5 protein-coding genes and 2 pseudogenes are annotated in these 14,961 nt (G+C 70.6%); 2 read left to right on the top strand and 5 right to left on the bottom strand.

Translation table 11 applies throughout. From position 1 onward, the window contains the following. Nucleotides 1-821: 821 nt before the first annotated feature. From ACWGKU_RS25865 to ACWGKU_RS25850, 4 genes are all read right to left on the bottom strand, one after another. Nucleotides 822-1,859 carry a hypothetical protein gene (locus tag ACWGKU_RS25865; RefSeq protein WP_452179582.1) on the bottom strand — a complete coding sequence of 346 codons (1,038 nt, stop codon included), beginning with the start codon at nucleotides 1,857-1,859 and terminating at the stop codon, nucleotides 822-824. After that, entirely contained in the window at nucleotides 1,856-3,115 is a 1,260-nt protein-coding gene (locus ACWGKU_RS25860) for a CHAT domain-containing protein (protein ID WP_452179583.1), read from the bottom strand. Before ACWGKU_RS25860 ends, ACWGKU_RS25865 begins: the two co-directional genes overlap by 4 nt. A 5-nt stretch (nucleotides 3,116-3,120) precedes the next feature. Continuing rightward, complete coding sequence (locus ACWGKU_RS25855; protein ID WP_452179584.1) at nucleotides 3,121-9,162, bottom strand: tetratricopeptide repeat protein; 6,042 nt, start codon at nucleotides 9,160-9,162, stop codon at nucleotides 3,121-3,123. Between the two features lie 411 nt (nucleotides 9,163-9,573). Further along, nucleotides 9,574-11,268 carry a hypothetical protein gene (locus ACWGKU_RS25850; protein WP_452179585.1) on the bottom strand — a complete coding sequence of 565 codons (1,695 nt, stop codon included), beginning with the start codon at nucleotides 11,266-11,268 and terminating at the stop codon, nucleotides 9,574-9,576. A gap of 319 nt (nucleotides 11,269-11,587) precedes the next feature. On the opposite strand from ACWGKU_RS25850, the pseudogene ACWGKU_RS25845 reads away from it, so the two are divergent. Together ACWGKU_RS25845 and ACWGKU_RS25840 are read left to right on the top strand one after the other, a co-directional pair. Then, nucleotides 11,588-12,028, top strand: a pseudogene (locus ACWGKU_RS25845) (flavodoxin family protein); the annotation flags it as partial. Nucleotides 12,029-12,074: 46 nt separating this feature from the next. Further along, nucleotides 12,075-12,245 (top strand): annotated as a pseudogene (locus ACWGKU_RS25840) (pirin family protein); the annotation flags it as partial. A gap of 629 nt (nucleotides 12,246-12,874) precedes the next feature. Here ACWGKU_RS25840 and ACWGKU_RS25835 read toward each other — a convergent pair. Continuing rightward, nucleotides 12,875-14,665, bottom strand: a complete 1,791-nt coding sequence (locus ACWGKU_RS25835; protein ID WP_452179586.1) for a hypothetical protein — start codon at nucleotides 14,663-14,665, stop codon at nucleotides 12,875-12,877. Nucleotides 14,666-14,961: the final 296 nt, after the last annotated feature.

Genomic DNA, 14,961 nt, shown 5'->3' with positions numbered 1-14,961 from the left:
CCGGAAAACACCGTCCCCACAAGCGCATTGGCATCTCGCATGACCTGCCAACGACGCCGGTCACGCTTCGTTACCACCGATTACGAGACAGAGCCGTTCTTTGTACAGACCCGGCGCCGAGGCGGGCTGTCCGTCGCGCGGAACCGTCTCGGCCTGGGTGCACAGCAAGTACGACTAGCGTCCCGACGGTGAGGGGCCCAGGCTCTTCAGGAATTTCAGCTGGTCAGATAGGGTGCCAGAGTGTTCCGCCGATCTGATTCGGCGATACATGTCATGAGCGCGAGCTTGGTCCAGGTCTTCGGCGGACGCCTCGCGCATCGCGACGGGCGACGGTGCCGCGCACTCCGGGTGGGTTGGACAGTACCCCCGGTATCCGGCCGCACCAACTGGGCTGGCCAGGGCTGAACCTGCTCGTCGACCCGGACGGCTCGTAGCCGTTCGCCGCAGCACGTACCTGCTATGTGGTCGGCTCTGGAAGTCCTTCGGGGGTTGATCATGCAGTGGGGCGGAACGAGGATTCTTCTGAGCGATCGGCGGTATGCCAGGCTTCCTGGCACTGGTCGTCGGCAAGGCCGACCCGACCGGTGCGCTGGACTGCGGCGGTGTGACGACGACCCGGAACGACGAGTGCCGGATCTGGTCCAACCACGGCGGCGGGTGCGCCTTCGACTACGACCAGATGATCGACCAGCGGGAGTCCAGTAAGGGCGTGTGGCAGGTGGTCGGTTGTTCCGGGGCGCCCCGCGCCCGCCGTGTCCGGGTCCCTTCCCCATGCCGTCCCAGACCCGGTGGAGGAGCACCCCCGAGCGTGGAACCCCGACTCAGCGAGAGTGGGCGGCGAGGCTGAGCAGCAGGTGGGCGGATTCCGGGTGTTGGAAGTCGGAGTGGGCGCCGGAGGGGTGCAGCCGAGTGGCGAGACCGCCTCGGTAGACGTGGCCGGCGTCGATGTTGAGGATCGGGTGGTCGAGTTCGGCGTGCGGGTACGGCGAGTCCGCCGGGCGGAGCCGGGTGCTGAACTGGGGGACCGGGGCGGTGCCGGTGCCGGAGTGGCCGATACCCGGCAGGCCCTCGGCGCGCAGGTGCCAGAAGCCGGTGGCGCGGTCCCAGCGGGAGTGGGTGAGGACCAGCGGGCCTCTTAGCGGGGCGCCGGCCCGGCCGGGGCCGAGGAACAGCCGGGGGAAGAGCCGGGTGAAGGCGTCGCGGGGCGCGGCCATTTGGAAGACTAGGGCGCTGTCGACGGTGAACGGACGGCTCGGGTCGCCGGGCCGAGAGGACCAGCTCAGCACCGGGGGACCGGCCGGGCGATCGGCCGCGTACTGGACGGCCTCGCAGAGGAAGCGGCCGCCGAAGGAGTGCCCGAGCAGGTGGAGGTACTGGCCGTGACGGTTGGCCAGGACGCGCGGGGAGTCCGGTCGGCCGCGGCCGGAGTCGAGGTAGCCCAGCAGGTGGCCGAGGATCCGGCCGGCCTGGCCGCGGGCGCTCATCGCGTGCGCGCGCTCCCGGATGCGCCGGTAGCCGTGCAGGCTCGGCAGGCTGGAGGAGGGCCAGCGCACCACCACGCACCAGGGGCGGAACCCGGTGGCGAGTCCCGGGTAGGAGGACGGTGCGGCGTGGTACAGCGCGGTGGCTCGGTCGATCAGCGCGGCGGCGGTCCGGTCGGCGGCGTCGGGGCTGGTCTGCCAGCCGTGGACGTAGACGAACAGGTCGGTCGCCCACTCGGGGATCCGCAGGTGGCGGGCCAGGTGGTCGGCGACCCGCGCGTCCGGGACGGGGGTCGCTGTCCCGGGGACGAGCAGTCGGCCGTGCTCGTCCAGGTCGACCGTCGCGGGCCGTACGGAGGCCGGGGGATTGCGGTTCACGGGTTGAGCTCCAGGATGCTGTCGATGCCGCAGTGCAGGGAGTAGGCGAGCGCCAGCGGGTTGCGGTACTCGCGGGCGAACCAGCGCACCAGCTGCTGGGTGATCTCCCCGGCGGTGAACTCGCCGGTCAGGTAGTGGTCGAGGAAGGCGAAGGCGTACTCGGCGGCGAACTCCTGCGGGATCTGGAGCTGCGGCCCGAGCACCCCGTCCGCGCCGAGGTCGACCAGGGCCCGGCCCAGGTGCTCAAGCTCGGCCGCCGCCGACTGCCCCGTGTGGCAGGCGTTCAGCAGCACGAACGGCCGGAAGACGGCGTCCGACCGGTCCAGGTGGCGTCGGCGGTGCCGGCGCACCAGGTCGGCGTCGATGTGCCGGTCGTCGGAGAGCCGGACGGCGAGCTGCTCGTACGGGGAGTCGTTGGAGACGAACTGGCCGTGGCACCAGAAGTACATGACGTCCTCGTCCAGCACGGCCGCGGACAGTGCCTCCAGGAGGAGGTCCGAGTCGGTGCGCACGGTGAGCTGGGAGCGGTCCTCCAGCAGCTTGCGCACCTCCGGCGCCCGGCCGATGCCGGTGAGCTGGTCGTCGGTGTTGAGGCTGGTGACGGGTTTGGCGCGGGCGGAGTTGGGCGGCTGGATCGGCGGGTAGGAGGCGCCGGTCTGCTCGATCTGGTGGCGGTGGCCGAGGAAGTCCGCCCAGGGGTCGGGCCGGTCGGTGTCCACGGCGAGCATCGGCCAGGGCAGGTGGAGGTCGGAGTCGAAGCTGATCCGCAGCGAGCCGTGTTCGGTGAGGGTGGCGGTGAGGTACTCCCGGAAGCGGACCAGGCTGCGGTCGGCCCCGTCGAGCATGGTCGCCAGGAAGTACCGTCCCTCCTCCGCGAGTTCGGCGACCTTGCGCTCGGCAACGGCGGCGTGCGGGGTGAAGTCGACGGCGGTGGCAAAGGGGTACGGGTTGAACGGGTCGGGGTCGTAGCCGATCAGCCGGTCGCGCCAGATGGAACGCAGCCGGGCGGCCTTGGCAAGCAGGACCGGTGCCGGGACGGCCAGTCGCGTCCGGTGCATGCGGGTGCCGGGGGTGCGCTCGCCCGGGCGGAAGGCGCTGATGTCCAGCTCGTCGCCATGGCGGCGCAGGGAGACGACGAGGTCCAGCGGCGCCGGGCCCTTCGGCGGGCCGGCGTCGGCCGGGCCCGCCTGCCGCGGCAGGCGGGTGTAGTCGGCGGAGGGGTTCTGCCGGACGAGGACGGGGAGGTCCCGGGGCACGTCGATTACTCCTGCTCCTGCGGTGCGATGGCAGCGGGTTCGTCCACGACGGCGGATCGGTCCGGGACGGCGGGGACGACCAGGACGGCGGAGAGGTCCTGGAGGACAGCGCCGTGACCCTGGTCGAAGACGGTGATCCGGACGGTGTGCTGCCCGGGCGCGGCCGGGGTGAGCGCGAACCGAGCGGGCCCGCCGGCGGGGGTGTAGTCCGTGACGGGCGGGTCGAGTGCCGCGTCCGGGGTCACCGAGGCGACCAGGTGAAGGTTCGGCAGGGCGGCCGGGTCGGCGGAGGCGTCGGCGGATTCGAGGCGCAGCTCCAGGTGGGTGGTGGCGCCTACGGCCGGATCGGCGGTGACGGTCAGGCGCGGCTGCCAGGCGGGGTGGCGTGTCGCTGGTTCGACGGCGCGGTGCATCGCGCCGCGGGAGCGCCGGGGAAGAAGCGCGGGGGTGGGTGCGGGAGCGGTCCCACGCGGGGCGATGCGCGGGTGGTGGTCGGGCTCGGGTCCGCCGGGGAGCCGGGCCGGCACGCTACGGGCCTCGGCGGCGAGCGGGTGGCCGGTGCCCATCAGCGCCTCGCGGCCGACGCGGACCGCCTCCATCAGCGCCCGGGCGGCATCCCGGCGGCCGGCGGCGGTGAGCGCCTGCGCCAGGTCGACGGCGAGGGTGGGGTACAGGGGTAGGGGTCCGGGGCGGGCGGTGCCGACGCTGACGGCGAGGTCATCGGCCTTCCGGTGGCCGTCCAGCAGCGCGGTGGAGGCGGCCTCCGCGGCCGGGATCCGGTCGGCGATGATCCGCTCGTACACCTGGACGGCCCCGTCGGGGTCTCCGGCGCACAGCCGGGCGTGGGCGAGGGCCTGCCGGACCTCCAGGGTGAGGGCGCTGCGCGGTCCCCGACTCCCAGCGCAGACTTCTGCCAGCTCCTCCAGCCGGACGACGGCACGCAGCGGGCGGGGGCCACCGGCCAGCAGGAGTGCCTGGGTGAGCCGGGCGGTGACCGTCGCCTCGTCCGGGTTGCCGAGGGCTTCGGTGGCGGTGGCGACCAGTTCGCCGGCCAGGCACAGGGCCGCTTCCGGTTGTCCGCTCAGGTGCTGGGCGAAGGCGAGCAGGCAGCCGGCGTGGATCCGATCCGGCAGGCCTACCGCGACCGGCTCGGCCGCGTCTCCCGTCATCGGGGACAGTTCGATGGCGGCGAGGCCGGGGCGACCGTCGAGGATCAGGGCCTTGGCGCGGTCGTGCCGGAGGCTTCGCACCGAGGGGTGATCGGGTCCGAGGGCCTCGACAGCGAGGGCCAGCGTCTCGTCGTAGTAGCCGGCCGACTCGGCGTGGTGTCCCGCTTCGAAGAGGTTGAGCGCGATGCTGTCCCGGACGTGGAGGGTGTCCGGGTGGCCGGCTCCCTGGACTCTGTCGCGGTCCGCGAGGACGGACCTGTAGAGCGAGTCCGCGCCGTCGTGGTCCCATCCGTGGCGCAGCGCGTGGCCGCTGCGCTCTTGGGCGGCGAGTGTGGCGGGGTGACCGGGACCGTACACCCGGATGTGGTCGGAGACGAGCGACTGCCGTTCGGCGGCCTCCTGGCGATGGCGGCCGCCGAGTCGGCGGGTGTAGGCGAGCTCGGACCGGTCATTGAGGGTGTCGGGGTGGTCGGGCCCCTGGCTCCGGGCCCGGGCGGCGATCAGTTCGGTGAAGAGGCCAGCGGCCCGGTCGAGTTCACCGGTCGCGCGGATGTCCTGGGCCAGCAGGGAACGGGTGAGCAGGCTGTCGGGGTGCTCCGGCCCGTGGACGCGGACGCAGTCCGCCGCGAGCAGTTCCCGGTCGATGACGGCCTGACGGTAGAGACCGGCGAGCTTGCGGCCTGTGGCGAGGATGCTCCGGGCGGTGAGCACGCTCAGGTGGTCGGGGCCGAAGATCCGGGTGCGGTCGTGCACCAGGGCCTCGTCGAGCCGGACGCCGAGCAGGTGGTGGCCGGAGGTCTGGTGGACCAAGGCGAGGAGCAGGCGGGCGTGGAGGCTGTCCGGGTGGTCGGGGCCCTGGAGCCGGGCCCGGTCGGCGACTAGGGCCTCGCCCAGGCGTAGCGCCCGCCGGAGGTCGCCGGCCGATCGGCAGGAGGAGACCTGGGACTCCCGGGCGAGCAGGGTCTCTGGGTGCTCGGCACCGAGGACCCGTGCGCGGTCGGCGGCCAGGTCACCGAAGAGCTCGCTCGCGACGCGGTGCTCCCCGGCCTTGTCCCGGGCAAGGGCGTGCAACCAGCGGGCGGTGAGGGTGTCCCGGTGGTCGGCGCCCTGGGTCCTCGTGCGGTCGGCGACCAGGCTCAGGAACGACTCCGCAGCAATGCGGTGGTCGCCCGCCTGGGAGTGCGATCGTGCCAGCTCTTCGCGGATCTCCAGTGTCTGCTGATGGTCCGGCCCGTCGATTCGGGTGTGATCGGCCGCCAGGGAGGCGAACTCGAAGATGGCCCCTGGGTGTTCGCCGGAGGCCCGCCGGATCGACGCACGCTCTCGACGGCAGCGCAGGGTACTCGGGTGGTCCGGCCCGAACACCCGGATGTGATCGGTGACGAGTTCCTCGATCAGCGCGGCGGCCCGGCGGTGGTCACCAGCGAGCCGGTAGGTGGACGCCTGCAAGACACCGACATTGAGGGTGCCCGGATGGTCGGGGCCCAGGGCTCGCGCGAAGTCGTGACCGAGTTCCTCCAGCAGGGCCACCGCCTGACGGTGGTCGTCGACGTTCCGATGGGCGATCGCGAGGGCGAGTCGAGCGAAGAGCGTGTCAGAGTGGTCGGGGCCCTGGATCCGGGCGCGGTCCTTGATGAGTGCTTCGAGCAGGCCGGTCGACCGACGGTGGTCGCCCGCGCCTTCGTGAGCGTTGGCCAACCATTGGCGGGCGGTCAGGGAGTCGGGGTGGTCGGCGCCCAGGACGCGGATCCGGTCGGCCACCAGGGACTCGGCCACCGCGACCGCCCGCCGGTGGTGACCGGCGCTCAGGCAGGCCGACAGGCAGTTGAAGCGGGCGGCGAGGGTGCTGGGGTGATCAGGCCCGTTGATCCGGACGTGGTCGGTCACCAGCGCTTCGTAGAGGTCCAGTGCACGACGGAAGTCGCCCAGCACCTGATGGCTGTGACCGATCCAGAAGCGGGTGCTGAGGACATCAGGGTGGTCGGGTCCCTGGAGGCGGGTACGGTCGGCCGCGAGCGCTTCGTACAGTGCCAGCGCCTCGCGGTGCCGGCCGAGGTTCCGGTGGGCGGTCGCCAGCCACCAGCGGGTGTTGAGAACCGCCGCGTGGTCGGGCCCCTGGAGGCGGGTCCGGTCGGCGAGCAGCGCCTCGAAGAGCGTCAGGGCCTCCAGGTAGTTGCAGGCGTTGTTGTGGATCGAGGCCTGCCACCACCGGGTGGTGAGCACGTCCGGGTGGTCCGGGCCGAGGACCCGCTGCCGGTCGGCGACCAGCCGGTCGCACAGGTCCGCCGCCCGTCGGTGTTCGCCCGCCTCGTCGACGGAGCCGGCTAACCACAGTCGCGCGTCGAAGGTCTCGAAGTGCTCGGGGCCGTTGAGGCGCAGCCGGTCGGCGGCCAGGCCCTCCCTGACGGCGAGGGCCTCGCGCGGGCGGCCGGCGGCATGCAGGGCGCGGGCGAGACCGGAGCGTTCCTCCAGGGTGTCGGGGTGGTCGGGGCCCTGGATCCGGGCCCGGTCGGCCACCAGGCGCTCCAGCTCCTCGACTTCGAGGGCGGGCAGTCCCGCGACGCGCAGTGCGAACCCCAGGAAGCTGCGCTCCTCCAGGGTGTCGGGGTGGCCCTCCCCCTGGACTCGGGTGCGGTCACGGACCAGGGCCCGGTGTTGCTCGACGGCGACGACGGGCGTGCCTGCCTCCCGGTGGGCGCGGGCCAGGCCGCTGCGCGCGTTGAAGGTGTGCGGGTGATCGGGGCCGAGTACCCGGCCGTAGGAGGGGACGACCTCCTCGAACTGGGCGACGGCGAGGGCGGGGCGGCCGGACTTGCGGTAGGCCGAGGCCAGTCGCTTGCGGGCGTAGAGCGTCTGCGGATGGTCCGGCCCCTGCACTCGGGTGCAGTCCGCGACGAGGGCCCGGTAGGCGGTGATCGCCGCAAGGTGGTCGCCTGTGTCGGCGTGGGCGGCCGCCAGCCAACGGCGGCTGTTCAGGGTGTCCGGGTGGTCCGCGCCCAGCAGGCGGGTGCGGTCGGCGACCACCCGCTCGTACCGGACGATCGCCAACCCGTGCAGACCCGCCGCGAGTTGCGCGAAGGCGAGGCCGCTGCTGCGGGTCACCACCGTCGGGTGGTCCGGCCCGAGCACCCGCTCGGTGTCCGCCACCAGCCGCTCGTACTCGGCGACGGACTCCCGATGCTGCCCCGCGGCTTGCATGGCGTATGCCAGGCTCGCCCGGCTGTGCAGGGTGTCGGCGTGGTCCGGCCCCAGCACCCGTGCTCGGTCGGCGACGACGCCCCGGAACTCCTCTACAGACAGGGCGTGTCGGCCGGCCCGGCGGTAGCCCTGGGCGAGCGTGTGCCGGTCGGCGAGGGTGGCGGGGTGGTCCGCGCCCTGGACCCGGGTGCGCCGGGCGACGACGTCCCGGCACAGCTCCACGGCCCGGGCGGGGTCGCCGGTCTTGGCCTGCAGCCGGCCGAGCCGCCCGAGGGAGGCGAGGGTGTCCGGGTGGTCCTCGCCGAGCAGTCGCCGCTGCCCGTCCGCCATGGCCTCCACCAGCCGGACGGTGTACACCCGCTGCGCCCGGTCGGTGAGTTCGGCCGCCGCCAGCCCGTACAGGGCGATGCTCTCGGCGGTCGGCTTCGGCGACGGACCGCTGTCGGCCAGCTCCCGGACGTGCGGCAGCAGTGCCCGCCGCAATTCGGGCCGGGCGTCCGGCCAGAGGCGGGCCGCCGCCCGAGCCAGGTGCTGCTCGGCGCGGCCCCGGAACTCGGCGTCCCGCAGCACCGCCTGGAGCAGCCGGTGCACGGTGACGGTCTCGCCGAGGGTGATCAGGTGGTAGTCGGCGAGGAGCCGCAGCGCCCGGTCGACCTCGTCGGGCCGGCGCGAGCCGAACGGGGTGAGCACCTCGCGCGGCAGTGCCTCGGGGGCGTACCAGGCCAGGGTACGAAGCAGCTCGACGGCGAAGGGCGCGGTGTGCTGGACGGTCCGCAGGGTGGTGCGCCACAGCCGGGCGACGGTGGACTCGGCACCGGGCCCCACCGGCCCGGTGTCGCGCAGCAGTTCGCGGTACGCGGCGAAGGAGGTGCCGGTCTGCTGGACGTAGGCGCCGGCCTGAGTGAGGGCGATCGGCAGGTGGCCGAGCTCGTCGGCGAGCGTCCGGGCCTGGTCCCGTTCGGCCGGATCGACCGTCGAGCCGTGGTAGGCCGTCCCGCAGAGCAGCTGGGCTGCGTCCAGGCTGTCGAGGACGTCGACGCGGACCGGGCGGATCCCCGGGTGCCAGCCGCTCGCCCGCCGGCTGGTGACCAACTGGTGCCCGCGGCCGAGCAGGCGGCCGACGTAGGGGGTGAGATCGGCCGGATCCTCGGCGTTGTCGTAGACCAGCAGCCAGCGGTCATGGGCGCGCAGCCAGGCGATGGCCCACTCGACCTGCTGGCCGGGCGGGGCGGTGAGGGCCCAGGAGGGGTGGAGGTGGACGGCGAGCCCGGCGAAGGCCTCGGCGAGCTGCTCGGCGGACTCGGCGGTGAGCCACCAGATCAGCCGGTAGTGGTCGGCGTGGGCATAGGCGTGGTGCAGGGCGAGGCTGGTCTTCCCGACGCCACCGAGGCCGTGCAGAGTGGTGGCCTGGGTGACCAGGCCACCACCGTCCCCGTGGGCCAGGGCGTCGGCGACGGCGCGCGACTCGCTCTCCCGGCCGATGAGCCGGCCGGCGGCGCGGGGCGGCAGGTTGGGCGTCGGGGTGGTGGCCTGGACGGTATGTGCGGCGCGCGCGGCCTCGGGCGGGAGGATGACGGTGTGCGGGTCACCGCTGGTGGCCGAGGGTGAGCCGGGGCGGCGGCGCTGTTCGTAGGGTTCGGGGTCGGGGTTGCCGCTCTCAGAGCTGACGTGTGCCGTCATGGACATCAACACTGCGCCGCCCCCGCCTCCGTGACCCGCTCTGCCTACCTACCGTAGTGCAGGTCAGGCGCAGTGTCAGCGTTCCCCGCGAAGCGGGGGCGGGGCGGCCGGTCAGTTGGCGAGGCCCTGCCGATGCCGGGGCTGTGACGGAACGTGGCCAGCCGTAGCACCGTGCAGTCCAGGGTGCCCTGTTGAAGCGATGATCGTCGACGCCTCCTCTGGCGTGCTGGCAGCACTCAATGAGGAGTCGGGCGGACGGCCTGCATCTCGTGGCCGCGTCCAGTCTCCGCATGATCCAGCCCATGGGCGCTGTCGTGACTCCTTCCAACGGCCCCTGGAGGGCGTTCTCGGTTCCTCCGCTTCGTCTGTCGGCTCGCGACATGCTGACGGACGGCAGGAACCTGGGCTCGGTCAGGCCGGCTCCGGGAAGCCGTTCAGCCCCAAGGGGACCGGCACCAGCGGCGCGTGGGGATTCGGGACGTCTGGGCGGTAGAGACGGAAATGCTCCCCATCGAGTGGTCGGAGGACGACCTTCATGTTCTCGGCACGACCACTGCCGCAGTCGAGAGCGGCGATTGCCGCAGCGCCGTCCTCGGCGACGGCGCGAGGGTGGTAGACGTTGACCGGGCCGATCTCCAGAAGCCGGTTGCCGAGCCGGAGCTCGAAACTGGGCAAGGTGGCAAGAATGGCACCCGGTTGGCCAGCCAGCACTTCACGGAGAGCGGGTGAGTCGGAGCCGTTCAAGGTCATGGTGAGAGTGCTGATGAACGGGGAGACGACACACGCACCGTCAATGAGTAGGCGTGCGGCCCGCAGCGCGATTCGCTGTCCCGCGGAGACGTCGAAGGGCACCGCGAAGAAGCGTCGGCAGTGTTGTTGGACCGTGTCAAGGTCGGAGACGTACAGCAGCAGATCAGCGAGGCGGGCGCGTTCGGCGTCGTCCTGGGAGGTCGGCAGGTGTCCGGCGCCCACGACCGCCCCGTCGACGGAGACACGGAAGCCACCGCCGTCGAGCAACTGTTGATGGAAACGGAGGATCCGTAGGGCCTCGGCGGGCTCGTTCTCGCCGAGGGTGAAGGAGAATCCGAGCTTCGCTGGTCGCCCAGTGTGGAACGGGTACAGCAGACGCAGCCGCCCCGAACCTCCGACGGTCGCCTCGACCGACCGGCCCAGACTGCCGGACCCGAGGCCGTTGACGCGACCCGTGTACGTGGCGACCTCTTTGTCCTGCCGGTCCAGGAACGCCACTTCGAGAGCAGCGCCGGCATAAGGGGCAGGCTCGACCGGGCACCATGCCACTTCGACGTTCTCATGCGTGCGTGACAGCCACTCGGGGCCCTCTACGGTCAGTTTCTCGACGACCTCGGCGGGCAGCACCACCTCTTCGGCGATGCCGAAGCCCATGACACGTTCCAGGGCGGACTCCAGCCCCGGCTGGAACGCTCGGCGGCGTCCTGTCAGGTTAATCCGGATCGGGCTCAGCTCCTGTGCGCGAGGGTGCTTCCCGACAAGGGTCTGGACAACCTTGTCGTCCTGCCGGACGAAGTCGATGGTCCAGTGCGGATCGAGGGTGTCCACCTGGCGGCCCAGGGCGCTCACTCGCTCGGCGATGTCGCGCTGGCCGCCGAGGAGGATGTCACGTTCGCGGTTGAATACCCTCGCCGCCTCCAGAAGGTGGTCCCGGTTGAAGTACGCGTCCAGGTCGCTGTGTACGGCTAGCAAGTCGTTGAGAGCGGTTCGGTCCATGATCGAGACCGTGATCGGTCGCTCGCCCGGAAGATCCTCGACGAAGCCGCGCTCGGAGTGACTGACCGTGCACGGCACAACCAGGGTCCACGCCTGCGGCCCGCGGCCGGCAGCACGACGGAAGGAACTGCGGATGCTGGACCTCCGGCCCTTGGCGGAGGTGGCGAACCCGTCGGGATAGTACTTCAACTGGTAGATGTGCTCGTGAGATCCGGTGCGGACCAGGATGTCCACACCGTCGTCGCCGCCGCGTCCGTTGACGGCGTGCACCTCGGAGCCTCCACCATGGAGACGATGGATCAGTGCCTCGACGATCTCGTCGAACTTGGGCTGGCTCAGTTGATCCCATTTGATGACCATGGTGCGCCTCCGGTGCAGTTCAAGCGATCATCGCACCACGCACTGACACCTTCGATAGCGGCGGCAGGCAGACGGCCGGGGCACTTGCCTTGTGTCTGCTGTTGCCGAGCGAGTGTCGTGGTGAGTTCGACCGTCGCCACGTATTACCAGAAGACCGGGGTAAGGAGGGCCTGGTCGTAGTCGTCCTTCTGGGAAGCATCACGGTGGCGCGCCCTTCCGCGGAGCTGGCACGGGGAGGGAGGGCCAGCGTCCCGACGGGTGAGAGGGTACAGGCTCTTCAGGAATTTCAGCTGGTCAAGTAGGGTGCCAGAGTGTTCCGCCGATCTGGCTGGGCGACAACTCCTCCGTGATGAAGAAGGTCATCGAGCGGCTCTACGCCTGTTCGTCGATCCTCAACTCCGAGGGCCAGTACGCCTACTACGGCCGGGTCGGCGGCTGTCTGATCACCGGCAACGAGGACGGCGCCAAGCACTGCGCGATGAACGTCCTCTACAGCCTCCAGCACCTCGGCTACACCATCCCGCCGCAGGCCGACGCGGGGTGGGTGGGGGAGGCGGGTCCCGGGCCGTCCTACCTCGACCCGGGGTCGGGCGGGCCGGAGAACGACTTCACCAACCGCAACACCACCTTCATGACCTGGAACCAGCTCCACCTCGCCCGCATGCTCAAGGACGCCGGCGGCATCCCGGCCCACGGCAACCAGCGCTCCGAGTGGGACGCCGGCTGCCGCTTCGACTTCGAGAACCCCGAGCACCGCTGAGTCACCGGCTGTGTGACGAGGCCGGAAACCCGGCTGGGTGTGGTTGATTCTTATGTGGTGGAACTTCATCGGCCGATCCGGTGATGAGATCGTACGGGCACGAAACGACTGGGAGAAGGGTTCCCGGTTCGGTGAAGTTCATGGCTACGACGGTGCTCGACTGCCCACCCCGGAGCTGCCCGCGATCCCGCTGAAGTCGCGAGGGTGGGTGTGCTGACCTGGGAAAACGTGTGGCGGATCTGTTCGTGCTCCGCCTGGCGGCTGCCAGGCGGAGACGGCTGGTCTGTCGTCTGCCCTGCGCCCGGAGGTCTGGGCTCGCTGGGCCCGGGAGGGGTCTGTCGAGTCTCGTGTTCGGACATGTGTGCCAGGGTTTCGGATCGATGCTGACCTTTTGCCGACTTTCTGACTTGCCATCAGGCTGGGGGTGTTGGCTGTTCGGCTGTCGGCATCGAGACCGGAGGCCCATGCCGATGGGCGGATTGCAGTGCGCCGGACCGCCCCGAGTCGCATTGGTCTCGGCCTGCCGTAGTCGGGCGCCAACCCCGCGACGAGGGGGCTCGCTGTCGTCCAGAGCGGCCAAGGCGGGGTGGGGAGCCCCGTGCTGGGTAGGTTCAGCCGGTCAAATGAAGATCCGCATCGGCGACCGTCTTCCTGCGCCTCCGATGGAAGAAAGCAGTCAGAAATTGATCATTGGACGTGTGTACTTTGTCGCCTGATGGTGGCTCCGAGGATCTGTGGGTGCTGACTACCGACCGGGCGATGCCGACGACACCGCCAGTACCTGCTCATCCCTGCTCGCGCTCTCCGGAACGGGACGACGACAATCAGCGTGACGCGTCGAGAAGCTCATCGGCGGGGGAACGCCACCGGGCGGCTGCGCCAGGTCCTGAGATTTTCTATCGCGACCTTGTCGCTTGTGTCGGGCCGGCCGAGGCGCACGGTTCTGATCGCCGCGGCCAGCGCCTCGCGCAGGGCGGTGTCCTCCGCCAATGCGGCAAGGGCCTGCAGTTCCCGCAGTCGCCGCACCGCCTCGGGCGCAAGGCGGTCCACTGCTTCTGCTGCTTGCTGGGAAGCCCACCTGCGAAGCGGCGGCCCTGGGAAGTACTGGTCGCCGTCGTAGGACCACAGCAACTGGGCGCGAATCATCCCCGTCACGTAGGCCTCGCTGTCGGCCGGAAGGCTGGTGAACGCACGCCACGGTTCGAGCGGTCCTGCGGCCGTGTGAGCACCGTCGGCGTATCTGCCGGTCAGTGAAAGCGTGGTCGCACTTTGAGGTAGCAACGGCAGCAGCGCCGTGACGAGGAAGCTCAGCGTGCGGGTGTCGTCCGTCATGCGTCCGTCGAGACGCCAGTGGGGCCCGTCGGCCTCGACTTGCAGATCGCTGCAGCCGATGTTTTCCACCAGGATCTTGACCACTCGCCGGGGTGTCATGCCGCAGTCCCGGTAGATGTCAGGGGAGCCGAAGTTCTGGATGCCGTGCTCGCTGAGCACGACGGTGAGTGCGACATGCATGGCCAGCATGCCCTCCTGTGCCGTGAGGATCGTGTCCACGACCTCTTCCCACGTCAGGCTCCGTTGCGCCGAACGCAAGTCGATCGCGATGCGGTCCTCTGAGTACCGGACCGATGCGTGCGCACGGGCGTTGCGCAGGTCGCCGTCGAGCCCTTGGAACAGGGCGGCCAGCTCCGGTCGCTGCCGGGCGGCCTGGATGGTCGCGGTAGCGTCGTCGTAGCGGAGCTTTCCGTAAGGTTTGGACTTGTAGCCGCCGGCCAGCAGCATCAGCGCCGCCATCGCCCTGCCGGGCCCCTCCACCAGAGCAGCCGCTGTGTCGATCAGGGCCCGCCCGGCTTGTCGCGTCACTTGTGCTTGCTGGACGGCGGATGTGATCCGTGTACAGCTGTCGAACACTTCAAGGTGTGCCGCCCGCACGTCCTCCTCGAAGACGCCGTCAGCCACGAGGGCGCGAACACCACTCGCGTGAGCGTTCAAGAACGAGTAGGCCTGGGTCATGAGTTGTATGAACCGTTGGCGATCGCACGCGGTGCGGGCAAGGACGTCATACATGGCGAACGTCAGACCGCAGCCGTTGGATCCGCGAACTCCAAGGAGACTCTCGAGTTCGTCTCGGCCCGCAGCGTCGAGTTCGACCAGATCGGCGGAGGAATGGAAGATCAACGCCTGTTGAAGGAGGACGTCCGCGACGTCCTCCGGATCGGAGGCGGAGTCCAACTGGTTCGTTGCCCGTGCCAGCCAGCTGATCTCGCCCAGGACTTCTGTGGCCCCGTCGAGTTGAGCCTGCGCCTGGCTGGCCAGCGTCTGCGCAGCCAGCGGCGACGACGCGCTGATCGCTCCCAGGAAGGTGCGGAGAATCTGCTCCATGGTTTCGACGACCCGACGCACCGCCCTGGCTCGTGCCAGTTGGGGGCGCTGGAACATGGCCCCGGTTTCCTCGCGGAGTCCGATCAGCGCGCCGACCGAGTCCTGAAGAAGGCCGGCTGCTCCCTCGCTGCCGACGGCTACGGCCTGTGCCGCAGCGAGGAAGGAGTCAAGCCATGCGGTGACATCATTGAGCAGCCCGGTGCGTAGTACTGTCGGGCTGTAAGGAGTCGACGGAGACGGTGTTGAGGTGTCCAGCATGTGGAGGGCGTCCTTCACCGCCTGAGCCCTGGCCTGCTGCCCAGGGTCAACCTCCCAGGGGTCGGGTTGCCGGCGGCAGTCGGAACAGGGAAGGGCTCGCACTCGGACGCCGCTGCAGCCCATGCAGGTGACCTGGGCGAACCTGAGGGTGATTCTGTGACGGGGCACTACGCAGATCCTCTCGACCTGACTGATTCTCGGCGGATCAGCCGAAAACCAGACCTACGTCTCATAGTCCTGCTGTAGACGGCTCCAGTCACTCCCTTTTCGCGACGAGATCTGTACGGCCGGTCCGC

It is taken from the genome of Kitasatospora sp. NPDC054768 (genome assembly GCF_053612025.1).
This window is presented reverse-complemented; position numbering and strand designations above follow the sequence as displayed.